Origin of the sequence: Saccharopolyspora hirsuta (assembly GCF_008630535.1) — a bacterium.
Taxonomy (GTDB): Bacteria; Actinomycetota; Actinomycetes; order Mycobacteriales; family Pseudonocardiaceae; genus Saccharopolyspora; species Saccharopolyspora hirsuta.
In genome coordinates this window covers 189827-211353 of sequence record NZ_VWPH01000004.1, presented here as the reverse complement: position 1 = coordinate 211353, position 21527 = coordinate 189827, and the positions used below count along the sequence as shown (strand labels likewise).

The window sequence follows — 21527 nt, the reverse complement described above, 5'->3', positions numbered from 1 at the left end:
ACCCCATGCGCCACAATTGTTGCGCATCGGCATCCCGCTTTTCCGTGCCCAGCTGCTCGCGCTGTTTTCGAGGTGGAGATCGTGCCTGAACACGTCGTGTCCCGTGACGAATGCGCACCGGCGCCCGCCAGGGGTGGACGAACGTACCCGGTCGCGGTCACCAAGGTCTCGGACCGCGGTCCCTGGGGCACGCGGAGGACGGCACGCGTCCTCCGCTCCACGGGCGTCATCTCGGCCGACGTCGTCGCAGGCGCCTGAACCCCCGAGCTCCGGCGTCAGCCCCAGCGGCCTTCCGGTACTTCACCACGTCCTCGCCAGAACCCAGAAGTCGGAGCTGCCCGGGCCTTCTCCCGTCGGCGGGTTCGCGAACACCGGTTGGCTCGACGGGGCGACGATCAGCTCGCACACCACCCGGCCCCGGACCTGGTGGAAGTTGATCCGAACTGTTGCCGCAGTCGGCGACGACAGGTTCGAGTCGAGCACCAGCTCGTACGCGTCCCCGTTCCCCTTGCCCAACGTCGCCATGTCCTCCTCGCCCCCGACGACGTCGCCGGAGTCACCCACGCCGATCAGCAGCGTGCCGCCTTCAGCGTTGAGGAGACCGCACACGGTCCTGACGATGGCGTGAGCCTTCTTCGGGGCGACCTCGCCGGTGCCCATGTTCCTGCGCGCCGTCGTCTTGAACTCGGCAAGGAGATCGTCCAGTAGGGGTTGGTGAAGTTCGCCCTGACGACCCGGTCGAGCTCGGCGCCGTCCCCCGCGGTGAGATCCGCCGTGCCGGTTGCGACGGGATCGGGACATGGCGTGGACGGTTCGCCCACACGGGGGCGGCAGATTCGGCGGCATGACGCACGTTCAGCCGATCAAAGCTGTTGGCGCGACCGGGAGGAGGGCGCACCTGTCCGCGTTGGACGGGTTGCGGGGTGTTTCGATCCTCGGGGTGCTGCTGTTCCACACCGGGCACCTGTCCGGCGGGTTCCTCGGGGTGGACCTGTTCTTCGCGCTGTCCGGGTACCTCATCACCGATCTGCTGCTGCGGGAGATCGCGGCGACCGGGTCGGTGTCGCTGGTCGCCTTCTGGGGGCGGCGGGTCCGGCGGCTGCTGCCCGCGCTGGCGGTGGTGCTGGTGGGGGTCGCGCTGGTCGTCTGGGCGGTGGGGCAGCCGGACGTGGTGCGGACGACGCTCGCGGACGGCCCGTGGGTGCAGCTGAACCTGGTCAACTGGCACCTGCTCGCGGAATCGGCCAGCTACTGGGACCGGTTCGGGCCGGACCGGGTCTTCGAGCACCTGTGGAGCATCGCCGTCGAGGAGCAGTTCTACCTGGTGTGGCCGGTGCTGGTGCTGGTCGTCGCCCGGTGGGGCGGCCGCGGCGTCGCGGTGGTCGCGGCCTCGGTCTCGGTCGTCTCGCTCGGGCTGATGATCGTGCTCGCCGATCCCGCCGACCCGACCCGGGTCTACACCGGCACCGACACCAGGGCGTTCTCGCTGCTGCTGGGGGCAGTGGTCGCCGCTCCACCGGTGCAGGCCGCGCTGGCCCGCGCGGTCGGCCGAGCTGCGGGCGCGGTGACGGCGCTGCTGGCGGTCGGGATCGGCGCGACGTGGTTCCTGGTCGACGGGGTGGATTCGTGGTGGCTGTTCACCGGCGGGCTCTTCGCGCACTCGTTGGCTGCCGCACTGCTGATCAGGTTGTGCGCGCAGGCACCGAGCACGCCGGTCGCCAAGGTCCTGGCGTGGCGGCCGCTGCGCTGGCTGGGGCTGATCTCCTACAGCCTCTACCTGTGGCACTGGCCCGTCATCGTGCTGCTCGGGCCGCACCTGGCGGATCAGTGGTCCCGGACCGCGGTGGTGTGCGCGGTGTCGATCGGCCTGGCCGCGTTGTCGAAGTACCTGGTCGAGGACCCGATCCGGTACCGCGCCGGGTGGGCTCGGGGATGGCGCGGAGCGGTCGCGTTCGCCGGGCTCATGGTCGGTCTCGCGGTGCTGTGGGTGGCGCTGCCCGCTCCGGCGTCGACCACCATCGACCTCACCAAGCTGGGGTGATCACCTGATCAGCGGGCAGGTCCGCCGCTCGTCGGACGCCGGGGTGGGCTGGACGAAGCGGACCTGCACCTCGGTGCTCCGCGATCCGCCGCTCTGCACGTGGACGCCCAGCGCCGTGCACACGATCTGGTCGATGCCGCGCGGGGTCACCTCGTCGATCGTGAGCGGCACGTTGAGCTGGATCACGCCCGGCGTGGTGATCACCACGACCCGCGTCACCCCGGTCTGGGCGATCTCCGTGTGCAGCTTCGAGACGCCGGGGCCCGTCAGCAGCAACGACAACGCCTCGGAGATCGTGCCCAGCCGCTCGGTCTGCCGCAGGGCCGGGCGGAGCTCGCCCCGGTCGTCGACGAAGTACAGCGTCACCCCGGGTGCCACCCCGGTCGGGGCTTCGCCGCCGTCGGCGACGCCGGAGGGCTGGACGCCGCAACCGGCGAGCAGCAGGACCGCCACCACCAACCAGATCCGCTTCACAGGTCCTCCTGATCTCGCGGCAGCCGCAGCACGAACCGCGCACCGCCGCCCTCGGCGTTGCCCGCGGTGAGGTCGCCGCCGTGCAGGCGGGCGTTCTCCCGCGCGATCGCGAGCCCCAGCCCGCTGCCCGGGGTGCGGGCGCGCGCGGCGTCGGCCTTGAAGAAGCGGTCGAACACGTGCGGCAGCAGGTCCTCGGGCAGGCCTGGCCCGCGGTCGGTGACCTCGATCCGCACCTGCTCGTCCGACGCCGAGATGCGAACCCGCACCGGTGGTTCGCCGTGCCGCAGCGCGTTCCCGACCAGATTGGCCACGATGACGTCCAACCTGCGGCGGTCCAGCCGCAGCACGACCTCCGCGGGCGCGTCCAGCTCGACCCGGTCCAGCCAGCCGCGGGCGCGCAGGCAGTCCCGCACGGCGCCGACCAGGTCGACCTCCTCGACCCGCAGCTGCGCGGTGCCCGCGTCGAAGCGGGAGACCTCCATCAGGTCCTCCACCAACCGGACCAGGCGGCGGGTTTCGGTGATCGCCAGCTGCGCGGACTCCCGGGCGTCGTCCTCCATCCCGTCGGCGGTGGTCGCCAGCACCTCCACCACCGCCGTCAGCGTGCTCAGCGGGGTGCGCAGCTCGTGGGAGACGTCGGCGGCGAACCTCCTGGCGTCGGCCTGCATCCGCCGCATCGCCGCCATCGACGTCTGCACCGACTCGGCCATCTCGTTGATCGTCGCGGTCAGCTCGGCCAGCTCGTCGGCGCCCTGGGGCGGTGTCCGCGCGTCGAGATCACCGTCGGCCAGCCGCCGCGCGGTGTCGCGGAGCTCGCGCACCGGGCGCAGCACGCTGCGCGCGGCCAGCAGCGCGAGCAGCACCGCCAGCGGCACCGCGAGCGCCGCGGTGATCACCGAGTGCCGGACGAGGTCGTCGATCTCCTGGTCGACCCCGGTCAGGTCGCGCGCGGAGTACACCTCGACGCCGGACGGGGTCCGGGTGCCGTCCGGTGCGGTGATCACGACGGGTGTGCCGACCAGCAGCCACGGCCGGTCGCGGGCGGTGATCCGCTGCGTGACCAGGCGGTTCCGGGTGCGCACGGCGGTGCGCAGCTCGTCGGTGATCAGCTCGGCCCCGGCGCCGTCGGCGGACCGCAGGTCCTGGTAGACCACCAGCGAGTTCGCGCCGACGGCCGCCCGCAGCCGGTCCAGCGCGCCCTGGTCCGGCGGGTAGGTCAGCTGGGGCGCGATCGGGGTGATCTGGCCGACGACGGTCTCGGTGTGCCGCTGCTGCGCCGAGGTGACCAGCGCGGCGCTCGCCGATCCGGCGCTCGACCAGGCCGCCGCGGCGGCCCCGAGCACGGTGACCAGCACGAAGGCCGCCAGCAGCCGACCGCGCAGCCCGCGCGGCCCCGGCCGCCAGGTCATACCGGCCCGAACCGGTAGCCGAACCCGCGCGCGGTCTGCACGTACACCGGCGACGCCGGGCTGGTCTCGATCTTCGCCCGCAGCCGCTGCACGCAGTTGTCGACCAGCCGGGAGTCCCCGAGGTAGTCGTGCTCCCACACCTCCTCCAGCAGCTGCTGCCTGCTGAACACCCGGCCGGGCGCCCGCGAGAGGGTCAGCAGCAGCCGCAGCTCGGTCGGCGTCAGCAGCACCGGTTCGCCGCGCAGCGACACGGTCAGCGACGAGGTGTCGATGCGGAGGTCGCGGTGGACCCGCACCCCGTCGGAGGTGCTGGTGCTGCGGCGGAGGACCGCGCGGATGCGCGCGTCGAGCACGGTGGGCTGCACCGGTTTGACGACGTAGTCGTCCGCACCCGCCTCCAGGCCGGTGACGACGTCGAAGTCGTCACCGCGCGCCGTCAGCATGATCACCGGCACCTCACCGGCGGCGCGGATGCGGCGGCACACCTCGAAGCCGTCGATCACCGGCAGCATCAGGTCGAGCACCACCAGGTCGGGCGGGGACGAGTCGAACTCGCGCAGCCCGTCCTCGCCGGTGTCCGCGGTGCGGACGTCGTGACCGTGCCTGCGCAGCGCGAGCTGCAGCCCGCGCCGGACCAGGGGGTCGTCTTCGATCAGCAGAATCGACGCCACCGGTCCATTATCGACAATTCCGCGCGGATCGGCCGCGCCGCCGGGGTCCTGCGACACAACCGCGACATGGCGGCGGAGGTGCCGGGACACGCGGTCGGCATCGTCGGACCCATGAGCAAGACGCGAAGTTTCGTGCTGGGTCTGACGGGCCTCCTGCTGCTGACCGCCGCCTGCTCCGGCGATCCCGCCACCACCGGCGCACCCGCCGGGCGGGGCGGCGGACTGTCCAAAGTGGTCCTCCTCGGTGACTCCGTGGCGGTGGGCGAGGCGCTGCCGATGGCGGCGGCGTTCGAGGCCAGCGGTGTCGAGTTCCAGTCGCTCGCCGCCGATGGCGGCGGGAACGTCGTCGGACCGTTCTCCGACGAGCACTGGGAGGAGCTGCCCGAACAGCTCGCCGCTGCCGAACCGACCGTGGTGGTCTACCAGCTCACCTCCTACGACTGGGGAAGCCAGCAGGAGCAGCAGGCCGCCTACGACAAGCTGCTGACCACGGTGACCGGGGTCGGTGCGCAGCTGCTCTTCGTCACCACGCCGCCGATCGAGCCCGACGACTTCTACGCACCGCACATGGCAGACCTGGAACGCGCTCCCGAGGTGGCCCGAGCGGTCGCGGCGGGGTCGTCCGGCCGGGCCGAGGTGCTCGACGCGGGCGAGGTGTGGGGCAGCACGTACCAGCAGGTCCGGGACGGCGTGGCCGACCGCAGCGCGGATGGCATCCACACCTGCCCGCAAGGTGCGGCCCGCTTCACCAACTGGCTGCTCGCCCGGCTCGCCGACCGCTTCCCGGGCTTCACCCCCGCGGAAGCGCGAACCTGGGCCAACACCGGCTGGGCGGCGGACGACCACTTCAAGGGCTGCTGACCGCGTTGCGATGGCCCGGGCCCGCAGCAACCCCGCTGCAGGCCCGGGCAACACCGCAGGTCCCGGCGGTCAGTCGGCCGTCGTGTCCGAGGGGCGTGCGGACTCCGCTTCCTCGGTGCTTTCCTCGCCACGACCCAGTTTCCGGAAGGCGAGCAGCGCCAGCGGGAGGCCCACCAGCAGGACCACGAGCAGCACCAGCTGGTCCGAGACGAGCGCCGAGGCGTGCTGGACCCAGGCCTGGACGGTGAACTGCGCGTCGATGCTGACGATCCCGCTGAGCGAACCGGTTCCGTCGGTGGTGAGGAACAGCACGCCGAGGGCGATGAAGACCAGGCCGGACAGCAGCGTGGTGCTGTGCACGCGGAGCGGGCCGAGCTCGAGCTCGCGGCCGCGCAGCCACCGGCGCCGACCGAGGTCGAAGCGGTCCCACAGGGCCGCGATCGCGAACAGCGGCACCGCCATGCCCAGCGCGTAGATGGCCAGCAGGATGCCGCCGTAGACCGGGCTGGAACCGGTCATGGCCATGGTCAGGACGCTGCCGAGCAGGGGACCGGCGCAGAAACCGGCCAGCCCGTACACGGTGCCCAGCAGGTACACCGACAGCGAGGAGGAGATCTTGATCCGCCCGCTCAGCCGCTGCGCCGCCGAGGAGCCGAAGCCGAACCCGAGGATCTGGCCGAGGCCGAGCAGGATCATCAGCGATCCGCCGATCAGCACCACGAGGTCGCGGTGCTCGTTGAACAGCGCGCCGACCGAGCCCGCGGCCACGCCCATCGGGACCAGGGTGGTGGCCAGGCCGAGGTAGAAGATGCCGGTGCGCAGCAGCAGCCGGATCCGGTCGGCGAAGGCGTAGGCGAAGAACGCCGGTACCAGCATCGCCGAGCACGGGCTGAGCAGCGACAGCACCCCGCCGAGGAACGCGCCGAAGTAGCCGATGGTCATGCCTTGGCCCGTTCCGCCTCGATCACCGCGATGAACTGGTCCAGCGGCTGGGCGCCCAGCACCGGTTGGGTGTTGATGATGAACGACGGGGTGCTGGACACGCCGAGCGACTGCCCCTCGAAGGCGTCGGTCTGGATCTCCTGCACGATCGCCGGGTCGTCGCGGTCGGCGTTGAACTTCGCGATGTCCGGCACGCCCACCTCGCGGGCCAGCTCCTGGATCGTCTCCTCGGGGAACGACGGCTTGTCGCCGCCGTTGCCGCGCGCGTACGCGGCGTTGTGGAACTCCCAGAACAGGCCCTGGCGGGCGGCGGCGCGGGCGGCCTTGGCGACCGCCACCGACTCCTCGCCGAAGATCGGGAAGTCGCGCCACTCGAGGCGCAGGACCCCGGTGTCCACGTACCGCTCGATCAGCTCCGGCTTGACGTCGGAGGTGAACTTCGAGCAGAACGGGCAGCGGTAGTCCTCGTACATGATCATGACCACCGGCGCGTCGGTGCGCCCCATCGCGAACGGGTCGTCGGGCTGGCGCCGCTGCAGCGACTTCAACATCGTGGTGACCTCGTCGTCCTGCTGCTGCGCCGCGGTCGGCTGCTGGGCCTGCTCGGGAGCCCGTCCACCGCCGAACGCGCCCCACGCCAACGCCCCGACGACGACCACGAGCACCACCGCGAGCCCCCACCGGAGCGCTGGTGAGCCCTTCGAGGTCACCACTGCGAACCACCTCTTCTAATCAACTTAGTAGAATTCTTATGATGCATAGTAGGAGGGTGGCGCGGTCGCGCTCGCGACACCCCCGGCGAGGTGGATCGAGGCCGCGGGTGCCGGACTCGGCGGGCCGCGCCGGTGCGTTCGGCGGGATGCCGATGACCTACCCTGCCGACCGGAGAGGGGAGTTCCGATGCGCAGCCTGGGGCCGCTCGAGTCGGCCGTGATGGACCGCCTGTGGGAAGCAGCGGAGCCGCTGAGCGTGCGGGAGGTGCTGGAGGGTCTCCGCGACCGCGGGCTGGCCTACACCACGGTCGCGACCGTGCTGGAGAACCTGCACCGCAAGCAGTGGGTCGACCGCGAGCGGGTCGGCCGGGTCTGGTTCTACCGCCCCTGCCTGCAGGCCAGCGAGCACGCCGCGCTGCTGATGCGGGAGGCGCTCGCGTCCAGCAACAGCCCGCGCGCGACGTTCCTCAAGTTCGTCGACGAGATCACCGACGAGGAAGCCGCGATGCTGCGGGAGCTGCTCGCCGAGGAGTCGGAGGAACGATGACACCGCTGCTCGTCGCGCTGTTCGCCTACGTCGCGGCGCTGGCGGTGCTGGGACCCCGGCTGATCCGGGCCTGGCAGCGCTGGCAGTCCGCGGCGCCCCGGCTGGGGCTGGTCCTCTGGACCGCGCTGGCCACCTCGTGGGTCCTGGCGGTGATCAGCGCCGGTCTCGCCGCGATGGCGCAGCTGTCCGGCGGGTACGGTCTCGCCGGTCTGCTGCACGCCTGCCTGCGCGCGTTGCTGACGATCCTCGGCGTGCGCAGCTTCGCCGACGCGCCCGCCGCGATCGCGCTGCTCGGGTCCGCCGTGGTGATCGTGCGGCTGGTGGCCGTCGCCGCACGTCACGTCCGGCGGACCCGGCGGCACCGCGAGCTGCACCGGCAGGCCTTGCGCTGGTCCTCGCCCGCGGTCGTGCGCGACGGGGTCCGCGTGGCCGTGGTGGAGGCCGAGCAGCTCGCCGCGTACTGCGTGCCCGGGCGCAGCTCCACCGTCGTGCTCACCACGGGTGCGCTGCAGCGCCTGGTCCCGGCCGAGCGGGATGCCGTCATGGCGCACGAGATCGCTCACCTGCGCGGGAAGCACCACCTCGTGCTGGGGTGGGTGGCGATCCTCGCCCGCGCGTTCCCCTTCGTGCCGCTGTTGAAGGCGGCGTCGCAGGAGGTGGCCCGCCTCGTCGAGTGGGCCGCCGACGACCGGGCGGGTCGTCGGCACGGGAACCGGGCGGTGGCCCGGGCTCTGGCGGTGATGGCCACGAGCGGTCGCAAGTCGGCGGCTCCGGTGCCGAAGATGGCGCTGGCCGCGGCGAGCTCGGGTGTGCCGGAGCGGGTCAAGCGCCTCCTCCAACCGCGGGCTGCGGTGCGCGCGGCGCGCTGGCGGATCGTCGCAGCGCTGAGCCTGCCCGCGCTCGCGCTCGTCGCGGCGGCCGCGGTGCTCGTCCCCTGCGCCACGGCCGACCCGACCCCGATCTGCTCCGGACGCCCGAGCATCGCGGAATCCGCGCACCTGTAGAACGGGCGCATGCCCGAAGAAGGTGTGACGGCGCTGGTGGTGCCGGTGCCGGAGGTCGATCCGCTGCTGGCCGCGGTGGCGGCGCGGTTCCCGGACGCGGTGCGACCGCTGCCCGCGCACGTGACGTTGCTGTACCCGTTCGTCCCGGTCGACGATCAGGTGGTCGCCGACCTGGCCGAGGTGTTCGCGGGGCGACCACCGCTGCGGGTGGAGTTCGCCGAGTGCCGCCGGGCGGGCGGGTTCGCCGCCCTGCTGCCCGACCCGGCCGACGGGTTGTCCGCGCTGATCGGCGAGCTCCGCCGCCGGTGGCCGGACGTGCTCCCGTACGGCGGCCGGTTCGGCACCGAGGTCGACGCGCACGTGACCGTGGCGCTGAACACCGCGGAGCAGGTGGCGGAAGCGGTGGAGCGCGAGATCGTCCCGCGGTTCGCGCCGATCCGCGCGGAGCTGCGCGAGGTCTGGCTCCTCGTCTTCCGCGGCGGGTGGCAGGTGCACCGGCGGTTCGAGCTCACCGGCTGATCGGGCTACTCCGCCAGCGCGGCGTCGATGGCGTCGGTGAGGTCCTGGTAGGAGTTCGGGGTGAACCTGGTGCCGTTCAGGAAGAAGGTGGGGGTTCCGTCGACCCCGACGGCCAGCCCGTCGTTCCAGTCCTTCCGGACCCGCGCGGCGGTCTCCGGGCTGTTCAGGTCGGCTTGGAAGCGCGCCACGTCCAGCCCGATGTCGCGGGCGTAGCCGAGGAAAACCGCTTCCTGGGACTCCTGCTTCTCGCCCCACGCCCGCTGGTTGTCGAAGAGCGCCCGGTACATCTGCTCGAACTTCCCCTGGGCGGCGGCCGCCTCGGCGGCTCGGGCCGCCAGGTCGGCGTTCCGGTGGCTCGGCACCGGGAAGTAGCGGACGACGTAGTTGATGCGCCCGCCGTAGTCCGCGCGCAGCTGCTCCATCGCCGGGTACACCGCTCCGCACGCTTCGCACTCGAAGTCGAGGAACTCCACCAGGGTGACCTCGCCGTCCGCGGCGGTGGAGAGGTGGTGGCTGTCCTCCCGGACCAGCAGTTCGGCGGGGAGCGGCCCCGGGGTGGCCGGTGCGGCCGCCTCCGGATCGGCGGGTCGGTTCAGGAGCAGCAGCGCGAGGATCGCCACCACCGCGACTCCGATGACGACGAGGGTCAGCTGGAGGTTCCTGCTCATCGACCGCCCTTGCTCGTGCGTGCAGATCTCTTGCTCGGCGGCGCCGCCGAGCGCACTAAGCCTGATAGTAGATCAGCGGTGGTGTCCGGCGACGGGGTGGTCGGATCCGGAATTCCACGGCAGGTGGGGGAACATCTCGGCAGACCGTCCTCTGTGGATCAAGTAGAACGATCAAGAGGCGTACTAGAAGACCTAGTAGACATGGCTGGAGTGGTGCCGTAATCTTGCCGCGACCTTCCGCAGGTCGCTGTCGGTGACGGATTCGGGGGCCGTTCGGGTGGACTGCGGGCGCCGGGCGCGGCGCGCGTTGGCGGTGGGTCGCCAGGAGGGGGCGCGACGATGAGCTGAAAGGTGGCACGTGCGACACGATCGGGCGAGCGGTGGTACCCCCGCATCCATCCTCGCGGAGCGCTCCGCACCGCGGGGACGCCTGCAGGAAGACCCGGAAGAACGCCTCCTCGACGAGCGGCGTCCCGGTGTACGGCCGTCAGGTGTGGTCCGCGCGTACGTGACGATGCTGGGCGTCATGGGCGGTGCGATCGCCGCGGCCAGCGTGGTGACGACGCACGAGGCGCACGCCGCCGAGCACCTCGAAGGGGGCGAGCTCGGCACCATCACGCCGATCGCCTCGATCGCCCACGCCGTGGCCGACGGGTCGCCGGAGCAACCGGCTCGGCCCAACCTGCTGCCCGCGCAGTCGGCGTCCGACGGGCACGACGAGCTTGCGGGGCTCGGCAAGAGCATCCGCCTCGAAGAGGAGCGCGCGGCGGCGGAAGCCGAAGCGGCGCGCAAGCGCGAGGAGGCCGAGCGCGAGGCGCTCCGCAACCGCGTCGTCTGGCCGGTGCAGGGGCGGATCACCTCGAAACCCGGTGCGCGCTGGGGAACGACGCACTACGGCCTGGACATCGCCAACCGGATCGGCACCCCGATCCGGGCGGTCAAGCGGGGCACCGTGGTCGAAGCGGGCCCGGCCAGCGGGTTCGGGCTGTGGGTCCGGCTGCGCCACGAGGACGGCACGACCACCGTCTACGGCCACATCAACCGCGCCCTGGTGACCAAGGGCGAACGCGTCGAAGCGGGCGAGGTGATCGCCGAGGTCGGCAACCGCGGCCAGTCGACCGGGCCGCACCTGCACTTCGAGGTCTGGGACGCCGCCAGCCGCAAGATCAACCCGCTGACGTGGCTGCGGAACAACGGCGCCCGGCCCTGACTACTGCCGCACGACCGATTCCGGGGAGGAACCTGCCCACGCGGGCTGCGTAGGCTGCGTAGGCGGCGCCGTGGATTCGCGCGAGGTGCGGCTCCTCGACCAAGCGGACCTGGATCTCGACCGCGGCCACCAGGCACGCGAAACCGAGCAGCTGCAACCAGTTCGGGACCATCAGGCTCAACCCGGCCACGGCTGCGATCATCGCGGTGAAGATCGGGTTGCGCACCAGGCCGAAGGAACCGGTCGTGACCAGGCTCGTGCCCCAGCTGAGCTGGGGGCAGCGGGTGGCCGCTTCCGCCGTCTCGATCTGCAGGGTCGCGTGTTCGAGCTGGTACTTCTCGGCGAGCAGGCGCTGCGCGGTCACCAGGACCGCCGACGGATCGGCGTCGCGGTCGACCTTCAGGTGGGCCGAGGCGACCTCCATCCCGGAGGTGAGGATCCAGACGTGCAGGTCGTGGGCCTCCTGCACGCCGTCGAGCACGACCGCGCCGTCGTCGTGGCGTCCACCAGCGGCGTCAGCGCGATCGTCCGGCCCGACGGCGCGCTCGTCCGCACGACGGGGCAGTTCACCGCCGAATCGTTCGTCGAACAGGTGCCGCTGCGAACGGGCACCACGTTGGCGACCCGCCTCGGCAGCGTCCCGGAGCGGGCGCTGCCGGCGCTGGGGCTGATCGGTCTGGTGCTCAGAAGCCGAACGCGAACGGGCAGGTGACCATCGCCAGCACGGGCAGCAGCGCGATGCCCGCGAGCGTCGGCAGCGTCGCCGCGGTCAACCCGACCATGCCGGAGGCCAGCGCCCGCTTGGCCCGGCCCGGTGCCGTCCGGAGGCCGTTGAGGTGGTGCAGCCGGAGGGCGACGGCGCTGTTGGCCATGCCCAGCGCGTGCGACGGCATCGCACCGCCGCGCCCACCGGTCATTCGCAGCAGCGCCGAACGCACCGCGCTCGGGCCGTGCTGGTGCGCGGCGGAGCGGTCGGCGGCCAGCTCGACGGCGGTGCGCACCAGTTCCGGGGACCGCCGCATCAGCGGAATCCACGACGCCGAGCGGGACAGCGCCTCGGCCAGCCCGACCAGGAGGTGGTGGCGTCCGCGCAGGTGCGCGCGCTCGTGCTCGAGCACCGCGGCGGCATCGGCGCCGAGGTGGTCCCGGACCCCGTCGGTGGCGACCACGAAACCCGGGGTCCCGGCCACGCTGTAGGCCATCGGTTCGGGGTGGGGCAGCCACATGATCGGGAACGCGCCGGACTCGGGGCGCGCGGCGATGCGCAGCAGCTCCAGGTGGCGGCGGTGTTCGCGGCGCTGGTGCCGGGCGTGCCGCAGCAACCCGATGCTCACCCGGGACGACAGGCCCGCGACCGCGGTGAGCAGCAGGAGACCGGCGGCCAGGTGCACCTGGGGCGCGGAACCGTGCTGCAGGGCGGTCCAGCAGTGGTGGAGCAGCTGGACGAGCAGCGGCGCGGGGTCGTGGGCGGGCAGCACGGCGATCGTCAGCGCCGCGGTCACGGTGATGAACGTGGTGGCGACCAGCGCTCCCCACGTCATCAGGACGAGCTGCGGATCCACCCGCCGGTGCAGCATCCGGTTCAGCACGGCGGGCGCGCACCCGGCGACGACCGCCACGCCGAGCAGCAGTGCGACGGCCAGGATCATCGCTTGGGCCGTCGGCGCAGCCCGCGCCGCAGGGCGGCCGTCTCGTCGTCCGAGGCGGACTGCGCGAAGTGGAGCAGGACGGCTTCGGGGTCACCGCTGGAGTCGAGCAGCTCGCGCAGCACCCGCGCCGCCGCCTCCTCCCGGCTCTCGGCAGGGGTGTAAAGGTAGGCGCGGTTCTGCAGCTCGCGGTTCACCCAGCCCTTGCGGTGGAGGTTGTCCAGCACCGTCATCACGGTCGTGTAAGCGAGATCGCGCGTTTCGTTGAGCTTCGCGAGGACTTCGCGAACGGTCATCGGCGAATCGGACGTCCACAGCACGTCCATCACGCCGTTCTCGAGCTCTCCCAGGCCCTGCATGCCACCTCCCGTTCCCGGGGCTGAGGATACCGGGTTCGCGGAACTGGCCAGGGGAGGCGGTTCCGGGGTGACGCGCACCGCGATTTACTATCGTGACTAGTAGTTGAATGCCGGACCAGGAGGCGGGAGTTCTGCTGTGGACCTGACGGATCTCGCGATCTCCGGGCCGCTGCTGCTGGCGGCGCTGCTCGCCGTGCTGGCCGGTGCGGTCTCGTTCGCCTCGCCGTGCGCCATCCCGCTGGTGCCGGGATATCTCGCCTACCTCGCGGGCCTGGTGGGCGCGCAGGCGCCGCCGGCCGACCTCGCCGAGCGCGAGGCGCACCCTCCGGCGGGCCGGTGGCGGGTGGCCGGTGCGGCGCTGCTGTTCGTGCTCGGCTTCACCGTCGTGTTCGCCGCCGCGACGGTCACCGTCCTCGGCTTCTCGGACGCGGTGCTGGCCAACGAACTGCTGCTGCAGCGGATCGGCGGGATCGTCACCGTCGTGATGGGACTGGTCTTCCTCGGCTTCATCCCGCCACTGCAGTTCGGCTGGAAGCTGCGGCACACCCCGCGCAGCGACGGCCTGTGGGGCGCTCCGCTGCTGGGGGCCGTCTACGGTCTCGGGTGGACGCCGTGCCTCGGCCCGACGCTGACCGGTGTGATCGCGGTGGCCAGCGGAACGGACGTCGGTCCTGCGGTCTGGCGCGGGTTCCTGCTCGTGCTGGCCTACTGCCTGGGGCTCGGGCTGCCGTTCGTGGTGCTGGCGCTCGGCCTGCGCTGGGCGGTCCGGGCGGCCGACTGGTTGCGCAGGAACGTCCGCCGGGTGCAGCAGGTCGGCGGCGTCTTCCTCATCGTCATCGGCCTGGCCCTGGTGACCGGGCTGTGGGGTGAGCTCATCAACTGGATGCGCGGCCCCATCGCGGGATTCACGCTCCCGATCTGATCGGTGATCGAGCGCGCTCGTGGTGGTTGTGCTCGGCCGGACCGCGCGCTAGTGTCCTGAACGTGTTCAGTGAACATGTTCAGTCACGAGCGGAGAAGCGCGCGGAGACCAGGCAGAAGGTGCTGGCCGCGGCCGAGCGCCTGTTCCGCGAGCAGGGGTTCGGGGCGACGACGATCCGGAAGATCGCCGCCGAGGCGGGGGTCAGCACCGGGACGGTGATGTCGGTCGGCGACAAGGACGCGCTGCTCGTCGCGATCTTCGACATCTGGATCGAGGCCGTGCACCGCGAGCGGGCGGACGGCGGACCCCCGGCTTCCGCGGGGTCCGGGGTGGACGGCGTCATGGCCCTGATCGAGCCGTTCATCAGGTACTTCATGCTCGACGAGGAGCTCTCCCGCGAGTACGCGGCGATCGTCGTGCGCGGTGTGCACGAGTCCGAGATCTTCCGGGAGCTCGCGGATTCCCTGATCGCCGAACTCGCCGGAGCCCTCGGGCGGGCGGGCCTGGCCGAAGCCGACGCCGATCGCGGCGCGCGGGTCGTCTACTTCGCGTACCTGGGCATTCTCATGAACATCGCGCACGGAACCGTCCGGGAGCCGGACGCGGTCGACCAACTGCGCGAGGTGATCGGATTCGCGATCGCCCGAGGAGGGGGAGAGGCATGAACGGATTGCCCCACGTCTGGTGGCCCACGGCGCTGCTGGCGCTCGTGCTGCTCGGCGACGCCGCGATGTCGCTGAAGCCGCCGGGCTTCATCCAGCGGTGCCTCGAAGGGGTCCGGCTGCCGCGCGAGTGGTGGTGGACCCTCGTCGTGATCAAGCTCCTGGCGGCGGCGGGCCTGCTGGTCGGCCTGCGGTACCCGGGCATCGCGCTGGCCACCAACGCGGCGGTCATCGCCTACTTCGTCTGCGCGGCGTACGCCCACGTCCGAGTGCGCTTCCTCGGCCAGGAGTTCTGGCTCAACTGCCTGGGAATGCTGACCTTCTCCACGGCCGTCCTGGTGTTCTCCCACGCGGTGTAGCCGAGGTTCGCGGTCTGGCCACTGTGGACCTGTCCACGACGAAGACCTGCCGCTGGGAAAAGGGATTTCGGCGCTGCGTCGGCTACCGCTGCCGCTCGAACCAGGGCTCCAAGCTCGCGTAGGCGTCGCGGAAATCGGCGTGGCGGCGGGTGTAGTCGTCGTGGCGGCCCGGGTCCGGGGCGAACTCCACTTCCACAGTGGACAGATCGCGCGCGGCGCGGAAGTCGTCGAGGAGGCCGCTCCCCACGGCGGCGGTCACCGCCGCCCCGAGGCTGTTGGCCTCCTCCACGATGCTGCGGCGGCGAACGGTGGCGCCCCAGACGTCGGCCAGCACCTGCAACCACAGGTCGCTGGCCGCGCCGCCGCCGATCGCGTCGACGCGGGTGACCGGGTGGCCCGCTTCGCGGAACGCCTGGATGCAGGTGGCCAGGTTGAACGCCACGCCCTCCAGCACGGCCCGGGCCAGGTGGGCCTGGCCGTGGTGGCGGGACAGGCCGACGAAGGCGCCGCGCGCCGCGGAGTTCCAGTGCGGCGAGCGCTCGCCGAGCAGGTGGGGGAGGAAGAACAGACCGCTGGTGTCGGCGTCGGTGGCCTCGGCGAGCAACCGGGCGAAGCGGTCCTCCTCGCCGGGGTCGGGCCGGAGCACTCCGGTGATCCACTCCAGCGACGCCCCACCGGCCTGCATGGTCGCGGTCGGGACGTACCGGCCGGGCACCACGTGGTCGAAGGTCATCGTGCGCAGCTGCGGATCGTGCAGCGGCCGGGCCGCGGACATCGACACCCACGACGACGAACCCAGATAGGTGTAGGCGCCGTCCTCGGGATCGATGATGCCCGCGCCCAGCGCGGCCAGCGGGCCGTCCCCGCCGCCGAGCACGACGGGAGTGCCCGCGGGCAGCCCGATCTCCTCGGCGATCGCGGCCCGGACCTCGCCCACGCAGGTGGCTGAGGCGACGATCGGCGGGAAGAGCGAGCGGTCCAGCTGCGCGGCGTCGAGCACGGTCTCGGACCAGTCCCCGGCGTGCTGGTCGTAGGCGTTGGTGCTGGAGGCGTCCGACGGGTCGGTGCGCAGGACGCCGGTGAGCCGGTGCACGACGTAGTCCTTGGCCAGGCAGACGTGCGCCACCCGCGCGAAGTTCTCCGGTTCGTGGTCGCGGACCCACATCACCTTCGACAGCGAGTACGTCGGGTGCGCGCGGTGGCCGAGCAGCCGGTACGCCTCGTGCGGACCCAGCTTCGCGTTGAGCTGGTCGGCCTGCTCGCCGCTGCGGTGGTCCGCCCAGATCAGGGCCGGGCGGATCGGGCGGTGCTGCGCGTCGAGCAGCACCGCGCCCATCATCTGACCGCTGAACCCGACGGCCCGGACCTCGGCGGGCCGGGTGCCGGTGCGGGAGAGCAGCGCGGCGGTCGCCTCGCACACCGCGCGCCACCACGCGTGCGGGTCCTGCTCGGCGATCCCGCCAGCGCGGAAGTCGGTGCCGTAGCGCGTGGTCACCGCGGCCACGAGGGTTCCGTCGGTCGCGTGCAGCGACGCCTTGTTCCCCGTGGTGCCCAGGTCATGCGCGATGATCACGCCGCTTACCTCCCGCGAACCCGGCGGCGTCGCCGGGTGGTCGTGTCGAACGAGCTCTTAATGTCGTCCTGTCATGACAGGAAGTCAAGAACTCGGCCGCGGGGAAAGCGCTGTAACGGTTCAGGGTCTAGTCGGTGACCCGCATCAGGGTGTTCGGGCCGGTGTTCGCCGAGCTCTCCAGGTCGACGTCGAACCGGCTGCGGTCACCGCGGTGGAACGCCACGAAGATCTCCACCGGCCGGTCGTCGGCGCCGAAGCTGGTGTTGCGCAGCAGCAGGACCGGGTCGCCCTCCGGGATGCCGAGGTCGGCGGCCAGCTCGGCGCCCGCCTTGGCCGCCTCGACCGACCGCCTGCCGCGCTTGAGCCGGACGCCGTAGTTCTGCTCCAGCAGGGTGTACAGCGACTGGGTCGAGAGGTCCTCGTCCTCCAGGCCGGGGGCGATGTGGTGCGGCAGGTGGGTCACGGTGAACACCCAGGGCTCGTCGTCGACGAACCGCAGGCGCTCGATGGCGATCACCGGGGTGCCCGGCTCGAGGTCCAGCTCCGCGGCGACCTGCTCGTCGGCGGGCACGACCTCCATCCGCCGCACGTCGCTGCGCAGCGACGATCCGCGCGCGGCCACGTCGGCGTACAGGCCGGTGAGGGACTGGACGAGCCCTTCGGCGATCTTCGGCTTCGCGACGAAGGTGCCGCGGCCCTTGACGCGCTCGACCACGCCTTCGGCTTCCAGGTCGGACAGCGCCTGCCGCACCACGGTGCGGGAGACGTCGTAGGTCTCGCACAGCTCGTGGTCGCCGGGCAGCCGGTCGCCGGGTGACATGCCGCGCCGCTTGATGTCGCCGATCACGATCTGCTTGAGCTGGTAGTAGAACGGCAGCGGGGACGAGCGGTCGATACGTGTCACCATGTCATGAGAGGATATCAGGAATCACCTCCCGAGCTGGATGCGACTCTTGGCAACCTGTACGGACAGGATTACATTGCTGCTCCGGCGTGCACGTTGCGCCGTCCGCACCGTCCAGTGATCGGGAGAATCCGCATGCACGAACAGCTCGACCGCCTGCGCCGAACCGGGGTGATCGCCGTCCTGCGCGCGCCGTCCGCCGACGTCGCGGTGCGCGCGTCCGAAGCGCTCATCGACGGGGGTGTCACCGGTATCGAGATCACCTACAGCACGCCGGACGCGCCGACCGCGATCGGCGAGCTCCGCCGGGCCCACGGCGATGCGATCCACCTCGGCGCGGGCACGATCCGCACCGCCGAGCAGGCGGCGGAGGCCGCGGCCGCCGGAGCGCAGTTCCTGGTCAGCCCCGGCACTGATCCGGACGTCGCGCGGGCCATGGTCGGCACCGGGGCGGACGTGCTGCTCGGTGCCATGACGCCGAGCGAGGTCATGGCCGCGCACCGGCTCGGCGCGCACGCGGTCAAGATCTTCCCGGCCTCGCTGGTCGGACCGGCCTACCTGAAGGCGCTGCGCGGTCCGTTCCCGGACATCCCGATGATGCCGACCGGCGGCGTGGCCCCGGACAACATCGGCGACTGGATCGCGGCCGGGGCGGTGGCCGTCGGCGCTGGCGGCGAGCTCTGCCCGAAGGTCGCGATGCTCGCCGGTGACTGGGACGAGATCCGCGCTGTCGCGCGGAAGTTCGCGCTCGCGCACCGGGAAGCCGTCGCCTGATCCGCGGCGACGTCCCCCGAGAGACAACTCTTGACATCCTGTCATTACAGGACGACAGTTAACCCCGCTCTCAGACCGAGGAGGAAGTTCCGTGCCGGAGTTCGCCGTTCCCCCGATCGACCCGATGTCGATCACCTTCCAGCCGCCCACCGGCGGCATGACCCCGAGCGGTCCGGTGCTGAGCCGCCGCATGTCCGACCTGGAGGGCCTGTTCGCCGACACCGCGGCCTGGCGGGCGGCTCGCGACGAGGCCGACCCGGTCGTCTACGAGGTCGCGTCCTCCCCGGTGCCGGAGGCGCCCGGTGAGCTGCCGCAGTCGATCACCACGATCCACCCCGGCGCGGTCGGCGGCGAGTTCCACATGACCAAGGGGCACCAGCACCCGAACCCGCAGGGCGAGATCTACCTCGGGCTGTCCGGCACCGGCGGCCTGCTGCTGTTCGACGGCACGACGCCGAAGTGGATCCCGATGGCGCCGGGCGTCATCGGCTACATCCCGCCGGGCTGGGCGCACCGCAGCGTCAACACCGGCGACGAGCCGTACCGGTTCCTCGCGGTGTACCCGGGCGACGCCGGGCACGACTACGGCTGGGTGCTCGAGCACGGCATGGGGTGGCGCGTGCTGCGCGGTGCGGGCGAACCGCGGTTCGCCCCGTTCCAGGCCGAGCCCGTCGCGGGCTGACCCGAACCTGCAAGGAAGCGAACGAGGAGCTGCAATGGCGCGCACACGGTTCGTCTCATCCGGTGTGGCGGCGGCGATCGCGGTGGTCGCCGTCGGTGCCGGACTGGTCGGCGGGAAGGCCGCTTTCGGCCCGTCCGCGCAGGGTGCCGGATCCGGCACCAGCGGGGTCGCCGGCACCCGGATCGACGTGATCACCAAGGCCACCGATTCGGAGTTCTGGCAGTCGATGCTGGCCGGTTCCGAACGGGCCGGGGCCGACCTGGGGGTGGAGCTGGGGCTGTTCGGCCCCACCTCGGAGACCGACATCGACCAGCAGGTCAGCCTGGTGGAGAACTCGATCGCCCGCGGGGCCAAGGCCATCGTGCTCGCGTCGAACTCCTCCACCGCGCTCAACGGCGCGGTGGACCGGGCCCGGCAGCAGGGCATCAAGGTCATCACCGTGGACAACGCGATCACCACCGGTTCCGAGGGATTCATCGGCACCGACAACATCAAGGCCGGGCAGCAGGCGGGGCAGCGGATGTGCGAGCTGCTCACCGCCCAGGGCAGGCAGAACGGCAAGATCCTGCACGAGAGCTCGACCTCCGGCCAGCAGGTGCTGACCGACCGGCTGACCGGATTCACCGCCGGGCTCACCGAGAAGTGCCCGCAGGCGCAGGTCGTGCAGACCGCGGTCAACGACAACGACCTGAACAAGGCGGTTGGCCAGGTCAACGACGCGATCACCGGGATCCCGGACCTGGCGGGCATCTTCGCCGACAACAACACCTCCGGCACCGGCGCGGCGCGCGCGGTCGCCGAGCGGGGCGCGGCCGACCGGCTCGCGGTGGTGGCGTTCGACTCCGACCCGGCCGAGGTGGCGGGGGTGCGCAACGGCTCGATCGACGCGATCCTGGTGCAGAACCCGTTCTTCTTCGGCTACCAGGGCGTGGTGGAGGCGGCGATGTCCGCCGCAGGCAGCACCCCGCCGGTCTCGCTGGACCCCGGCGCCGTGGTCATCGACAAGTCCAACGTGGACAAACCGGAGCACGCCCAGCTGCTCGACCCGCCGAAGACCAAGGGCTGAGCCGTGGCCGAGACCGCTGTGATCAGCCTGCGCGGGGTGCGCAAGACCTACCGCGCGGTGACCGCGCTGGACGGCGTGGACCTGGAGGTGCTCCCCGGCGAGGTGCACTGCCTCGCCGGGGAGAACGGGGCGGGCAAGTCCACCCTGATCAAGATCCTCACCGGGGCGGAGACCCGGGACGCCGGCGAGTACCTGGTGTCGGGCGAGCCGATGCGCCCGGCGCTCACCCCCGCGGTGGCGCGCGACGCCGGGGTCGGCGTGGTCTACCAGGAGCTCAGCCTGCTGCCGGAGCTCACCGTGTCCGCGAACCTGTGCATGGGGCGCTTCCCGGCCCGCGCCGGGTTCCGCGACCTGCGGCGGCAGCGCGAGATGGCCACCGCGATGCTGGCCCGGGTGGGGCTGGCCGACCTCGACCCGGAGACCCGCGTCGCCGAGCTGCCGACCGCGACCCGGCAGCTGGTGGAGATCGCCCGCGTGCTCGGCCAGAACGCCGAGCTAGTGATCTTCGACGAGCCGACCACCGCGCTGTCCGAGCAGGAGGCGGCTGCGCTGCTCGACCGGATCCGCGCGCTGCGCGACGAAGGCGTGGCGGTGCTCTACGTCAGCCACCGCATGGAGGAGATGTTCGCCATCGGCGACCGGGTCACGATCCTGCGCGACGGCAGGTTGGTGGCCACCGAACCGATGTCGGACCACACCGAGGACACCCTGGTGCAGGCGATGGTCGGCCGCACCATCGAAAGCCTCTACCCGGGCGAGCGCGCCGAAGCCGGTGACGTCCGCCTGGAACTGCGCGGGGTTCGGCCGGTCGGCTTCGACCAGCCGGTGGACCTCTCGGTGCGCTCCGGCGAGATCCTCGGCCTGGCCGGACTGCTCGGCTCGGGGCGAAGCGAGCTGCTGCGGGCCGTGTTCGGCGCCGATCCGCTCCAGGCCGGTCAGGTGCTGGTGGACGGCAGACCGGTCGACACCTCGTCACCCCGCGCCGCGGCGCGCAGCGGGATCGGCCTGCTGACCGAGGACCGCAAGGAATCCGGGCTGATGCTCGGGCTGAGCATCGAGAAGAACGTGGCGATGGCCAGCATCCGGGCGGCCAGCTCCTTCGGCGTGCTGCGCCGCGGCAGGGTGCGCGAGCACGTCACCGCCGCCGCAGACGGCCTGCGGGTCAAGTTCGGCGACTGGACCGACCCGGTGTCCTCGCTCTCCGGCGGCAACCAGCAGAAGACGCTGGTGGCCCGGTGGCGGGCCACCGGGGCCAAGGTCCTGCTGCTCGACGAACCGACCAAGGGCGTCGACGTCGGCGCGAAGGCCGACATCTACCGGGTCATCGCCGAACTGGCCGCCGCCGGGCTGGCCGTCGTGGTCGTGTCGTCCTACCTGCCGGAGCTGCTCGGCCTGTGCGACCGGGTCGCGGTGGTCCGGCAGCGGCGCATCGCCGGGTTCGTCGACCCGGCCGAGGCCACCGAAGAGGACGTGCTGCACCTCGCGAGCCCGGTCGCGCAGGAGACCTCATGAGCCGCGAGA

The 21527-nt window shown here is 72.0% G+C and carries 25 protein-coding genes and 2 pseudogenes; 14 read left to right on the top strand and 13 right to left on the bottom strand.

Annotation, left to right across the window (positions count from 1 at the left end; genetic code table 11):
- Window positions 1-300 precede the first annotated feature (300 nt).
- Complete coding sequence (locus tag F1721_RS09610; protein WP_281288749.1) at window positions 301-801, bottom strand: AlbA family DNA-binding domain-containing protein; 501 nt, start codon at window positions 799-801, stop codon at window positions 301-303.
- A gap of 43 nt (window positions 802-844) precedes the next feature.
- Here F1721_RS09610 and F1721_RS09605 point away from each other — a divergent pair, with 43 nt between their 5' ends.
- The gene (locus F1721_RS09605) at window positions 845-2041 is read left to right on the top strand and encodes an acyltransferase family protein (protein WP_150066242.1); all 1197 of its coding nucleotides are present in this window, start codon (window positions 845-847) and stop codon (window positions 2039-2041) included.
- Here F1721_RS09605 and F1721_RS09600 read toward each other — a convergent pair whose 3' ends face one another.
- From F1721_RS09600 to F1721_RS09590, 3 genes are read right to left on the bottom strand one after another with little or no spacing between them, the layout of a single operon-like run.
- The gene (locus tag F1721_RS09600) at window positions 2042-2515 is read right to left on the bottom strand and encodes a hypothetical protein (protein WP_150066241.1); all 474 of its coding nucleotides are present in this window, start codon (window positions 2513-2515) and stop codon (window positions 2042-2044) included.
- A complete protein-coding gene (locus F1721_RS09595) occupies window positions 2512-3924 on the bottom strand; it encodes a sensor histidine kinase (protein WP_150066240.1) in 1413 nt (470 codons plus the stop codon). The genes F1721_RS09600 and F1721_RS09595 overlap by 4 nt, the downstream gene beginning before the upstream one ends.
- A complete protein-coding gene (locus tag F1721_RS09590) occupies window positions 3921-4595 on the bottom strand; it encodes a response regulator transcription factor (RefSeq protein ID WP_150066239.1) in 675 nt (224 codons plus the stop codon). Before F1721_RS09590 ends, F1721_RS09595 begins: the two co-directional genes overlap by 4 nt.
- Before the next feature lie 111 nt (window positions 4596-4706).
- On the opposite strand from F1721_RS09590, the gene F1721_RS09585 reads away from it, so the two are divergent.
- Window positions 4707-5456 carry an SGNH/GDSL hydrolase family protein gene (locus F1721_RS09585; RefSeq protein ID WP_246154595.1) on the top strand — a complete coding sequence of 250 codons (750 nt, stop codon included), beginning with the start codon at window positions 4707-4709 and terminating at the stop codon, window positions 5454-5456.
- A 69-nt stretch (window positions 5457-5525) separates the two neighbouring features.
- Here the strand turns inward: F1721_RS09585 and F1721_RS09580 are convergent, their stop codons facing one another.
- Window positions 5526-6398 carry a cytochrome c biogenesis CcdA family protein gene (locus F1721_RS09580; RefSeq protein ID WP_150066237.1) on the bottom strand — a complete coding sequence of 291 codons (873 nt, stop codon included), beginning with the start codon at window positions 6396-6398 and terminating at the stop codon, window positions 5526-5528.
- The gene (locus F1721_RS09575) at window positions 6395-7111 is read right to left on the bottom strand and encodes a DsbA family protein (protein WP_246154594.1); all 717 of its coding nucleotides are present in this window, start codon (window positions 7109-7111) and stop codon (window positions 6395-6397) included. The genes F1721_RS09580 and F1721_RS09575 overlap by 4 nt, the downstream gene beginning before the upstream one ends.
- 187 nt (window positions 7112-7298) lie before the next feature.
- Here F1721_RS09575 and F1721_RS09570 point away from each other — a divergent pair, with 187 nt between their 5' ends.
- From F1721_RS09570 to F1721_RS09560, 3 genes are read left to right on the top strand one after another with little or no spacing between them, the layout of a single operon-like run.
- Window positions 7299-7658, top strand: coding sequence for a BlaI/MecI/CopY family transcriptional regulator (locus F1721_RS09570; protein WP_150066236.1), 360 nt, complete (start codon window positions 7299-7301; stop codon window positions 7656-7658).
- Window positions 7655-8662 (top strand): M56 family metallopeptidase, encoded by a 1008-nt coding sequence (locus tag F1721_RS09565; RefSeq protein ID WP_150066235.1) that lies wholly within the window; start codon window positions 7655-7657, stop codon window positions 8660-8662. The genes F1721_RS09570 and F1721_RS09565 overlap by 4 nt, the downstream gene beginning before the upstream one ends.
- Window positions 8663-8671: 9 nt before the next feature.
- Window positions 8672-9181: a 2'-5' RNA ligase family protein gene (locus tag F1721_RS09560; protein ID WP_150066234.1), complete on the top strand. Its 510-nt coding sequence runs from the start codon at window positions 8672-8674 to the stop codon at window positions 9179-9181.
- 5 nt (window positions 9182-9186) lie between these two features.
- Here F1721_RS09560 and F1721_RS09555 read toward each other — a convergent pair whose 3' ends face one another.
- On the bottom strand, window positions 9187-9849 hold the full coding sequence (locus tag F1721_RS09555; RefSeq protein WP_150066233.1) for a DsbA family protein: 663 nt from the start codon (window positions 9847-9849) through the stop codon (window positions 9187-9189).
- 358 nt (window positions 9850-10207) lie between these two features.
- Here F1721_RS09555 and F1721_RS09550 point away from each other — a divergent pair, with 358 nt between their 5' ends.
- Window positions 10208-11059, top strand: coding sequence for a M23 family metallopeptidase (locus F1721_RS09550; protein WP_246154593.1), 852 nt, complete (start codon window positions 10208-10210; stop codon window positions 11057-11059).
- Here F1721_RS09550 and F1721_RS34965 read toward each other — a convergent pair.
- Both F1721_RS34965 and F1721_RS34960 read right to left on the bottom strand, forming a co-directional pair.
- Window positions 11016-11303 (bottom strand): annotated as a pseudogene (locus F1721_RS34965) (methyltransferase family protein); the annotation flags it as partial. The gene F1721_RS09550 and the pseudogene F1721_RS34965 sit on opposite strands and share 44 nt — an antisense overlap.
- A gap of 18 nt (window positions 11304-11321) precedes the next feature.
- Window positions 11322-11537, bottom strand: a pseudogene (locus F1721_RS34960) (cation transporter dimerization domain-containing protein); the annotation flags it as partial.
- Here F1721_RS34960 and F1721_RS09540 point away from each other — a divergent pair.
- Window positions 11505-11771 carry a hypothetical protein gene (locus F1721_RS09540; protein ID WP_150066232.1) on the top strand — a complete coding sequence of 89 codons (267 nt, stop codon included), beginning with the start codon at window positions 11505-11507 and terminating at the stop codon, window positions 11769-11771. The pseudogene F1721_RS34960 and the gene F1721_RS09540 overlap by 33 nt on opposite strands.
- Here F1721_RS09540 and F1721_RS09535 read toward each other — a convergent pair.
- Together F1721_RS09535 and F1721_RS09530 are read right to left on the bottom strand one after the other, a co-directional pair.
- Entirely contained in the window at window positions 11743-12708 is a 966-nt protein-coding gene (locus F1721_RS09535; protein ID WP_150066231.1) for a M56 family metallopeptidase, read from the bottom strand. The two genes, F1721_RS09540 and F1721_RS09535, sit on opposite strands and share 29 nt — an antisense overlap.
- Window positions 12705-13064, bottom strand: coding sequence for a BlaI/MecI/CopY family transcriptional regulator (locus tag F1721_RS09530; protein ID WP_150066230.1), 360 nt, complete (start codon window positions 13062-13064; stop codon window positions 12705-12707). Before F1721_RS09530 ends, F1721_RS09535 begins: the two co-directional genes overlap by 4 nt.
- 136 nt (window positions 13065-13200) lie before the next feature.
- Between F1721_RS09530 and F1721_RS09525 the strand changes: the two genes are divergently transcribed.
- The 3 genes from F1721_RS09525 (at window position 13201) to F1721_RS09515 (ending at window position 15007) form a co-directional block, all read left to right on the top strand.
- Window positions 13201-13986 carry a cytochrome c biogenesis CcdA family protein gene (locus F1721_RS09525; RefSeq protein ID WP_150066229.1) on the top strand — a complete coding sequence of 262 codons (786 nt, stop codon included), beginning with the start codon at window positions 13201-13203 and terminating at the stop codon, window positions 13984-13986.
- A gap of 62 nt (window positions 13987-14048) precedes the next feature.
- Window positions 14049-14651 carry a TetR/AcrR family transcriptional regulator gene (locus F1721_RS09520; RefSeq protein WP_150066228.1) on the top strand — a complete coding sequence of 201 codons (603 nt, stop codon included), beginning with the start codon at window positions 14049-14051 and terminating at the stop codon, window positions 14649-14651.
- Window positions 14648-15007 carry a DoxX family protein gene (locus tag F1721_RS09515; protein ID WP_170301420.1) on the top strand — a complete coding sequence of 120 codons (360 nt, stop codon included), beginning with the start codon at window positions 14648-14650 and terminating at the stop codon, window positions 15005-15007. The genes F1721_RS09520 and F1721_RS09515 overlap by 4 nt, the downstream gene beginning before the upstream one ends.
- 82 nt (window positions 15008-15089) lie before the next feature.
- Here the strand turns inward: F1721_RS09515 and xylB are convergent, their stop codons facing one another.
- Entirely contained in the window at window positions 15090-16580 is a 1491-nt protein-coding gene (gene xylB / locus F1721_RS09510; RefSeq protein ID WP_150066227.1) for a xylulokinase, read from the bottom strand.
- A 127-nt stretch (window positions 16581-16707) separates the two neighbouring features.
- A complete protein-coding gene (locus F1721_RS09505) occupies window positions 16708-17487 on the bottom strand; it encodes a GntR family transcriptional regulator (protein ID WP_150066226.1) in 780 nt (259 codons plus the stop codon).
- A 132-nt stretch (window positions 17488-17619) separates the two neighbouring features.
- On the opposite strand from F1721_RS09505, the gene F1721_RS09500 reads away from it, so the two are divergent.
- The 4 genes from F1721_RS09500 (at window position 17620) to F1721_RS09485 (ending at window position 21518) form a co-directional block, all read left to right on the top strand.
- Window positions 17620-18258: a bifunctional 4-hydroxy-2-oxoglutarate aldolase/2-dehydro-3-deoxy-phosphogluconate aldolase gene (locus tag F1721_RS09500; protein ID WP_150066225.1), complete on the top strand. Its 639-nt coding sequence runs from the start codon at window positions 17620-17622 to the stop codon at window positions 18256-18258.
- A 91-nt stretch (window positions 18259-18349) separates the two neighbouring features.
- Complete coding sequence (locus F1721_RS09495) at window positions 18350-18940, top strand: glucose-6-phosphate isomerase family protein (RefSeq protein ID WP_150066224.1); 591 nt, start codon at window positions 18350-18352, stop codon at window positions 18938-18940.
- Window positions 18941-18974: 34 nt separating this feature from the next.
- On the top strand, window positions 18975-20006 hold the full coding sequence (locus tag F1721_RS09490; protein WP_150066223.1) for an ABC transporter substrate-binding protein: 1032 nt from the start codon (window positions 18975-18977) through the stop codon (window positions 20004-20006).
- Between the two features lie 3 nt (window positions 20007-20009).
- Window positions 20010-21518, top strand: coding sequence for a sugar ABC transporter ATP-binding protein (locus F1721_RS09485; protein ID WP_150066222.1), 1509 nt, complete (start codon window positions 20010-20012; stop codon window positions 21516-21518).
- The last annotated feature ends 9 nt before the right edge of the window (window positions 21519-21527 follow it).

Bases quoted from the DNA above. Each gene is read 5' to 3' on its own strand.
- F1721_RS09610 (WP_281288749.1), bottom strand. From the start codon at position 801: ATGTCCCGATCCCGTCGCAACCGGCACGGCGGATCTCACCGCGGGGGA.
- F1721_RS09605 (WP_150066242.1), top strand. From the start codon at position 845: ATGACGCACGTTCAGCCGATCAAAGCTGTTGGCGCGACCGGGAGGAGG.
- F1721_RS09595 (WP_150066240.1), bottom strand. From the start codon at position 3,924: ATGACCTGGCGGCCGGGGCCGCGCGGGCTGCGCGGTCGGCTGCTGGCG.
- F1721_RS09585 (WP_246154595.1), top strand. From the start codon at position 4,707: ATGAGCAAGACGCGAAGTTTCGTGCTGGGTCTGACGGGCCTCCTGCTG.
- F1721_RS09580 (WP_150066237.1), bottom strand. From the start codon at position 6,398: ATGACCATCGGCTACTTCGGCGCGTTCCTCGGCGGGGTGCTGTCGCTG.
- F1721_RS09570 (WP_150066236.1), top strand. From the start codon at position 7,299: ATGCGCAGCCTGGGGCCGCTCGAGTCGGCCGTGATGGACCGCCTGTGG.
- F1721_RS09565 (WP_150066235.1), top strand. From the start codon at position 7,655: ATGACACCGCTGCTCGTCGCGCTGTTCGCCTACGTCGCGGCGCTGGCG.
- F1721_RS09560 (WP_150066234.1), top strand. From the start codon at position 8,672: ATGCCCGAAGAAGGTGTGACGGCGCTGGTGGTGCCGGTGCCGGAGGTC.
- F1721_RS09555 (WP_150066233.1), bottom strand. From the start codon at position 9,849: ATGAGCAGGAACCTCCAGCTGACCCTCGTCGTCATCGGAGTCGCGGTG.
- F1721_RS09535 (WP_150066231.1), bottom strand. From the start codon at position 12,708: ATGATCCTGGCCGTCGCACTGCTGCTCGGCGTGGCGGTCGTCGCCGGG.
- F1721_RS09530 (WP_150066230.1), bottom strand. From the start codon at position 13,064: ATGCAGGGCCTGGGAGAGCTCGAGAACGGCGTGATGGACGTGCTGTGG.
- F1721_RS09515 (WP_170301420.1), top strand. From the start codon at position 14,648: ATGAACGGATTGCCCCACGTCTGGTGGCCCACGGCGCTGCTGGCGCTC.
- F1721_RS09505 (WP_150066226.1), bottom strand. From the start codon at position 17,487: ATGGTGACACGTATCGACCGCTCGTCCCCGCTGCCGTTCTACTACCAG.
- F1721_RS09500 (WP_150066225.1), top strand. From the start codon at position 17,620: ATGCACGAACAGCTCGACCGCCTGCGCCGAACCGGGGTGATCGCCGTC.
- F1721_RS09490 (WP_150066223.1), top strand. From the start codon at position 18,975: ATGGCGCGCACACGGTTCGTCTCATCCGGTGTGGCGGCGGCGATCGCG.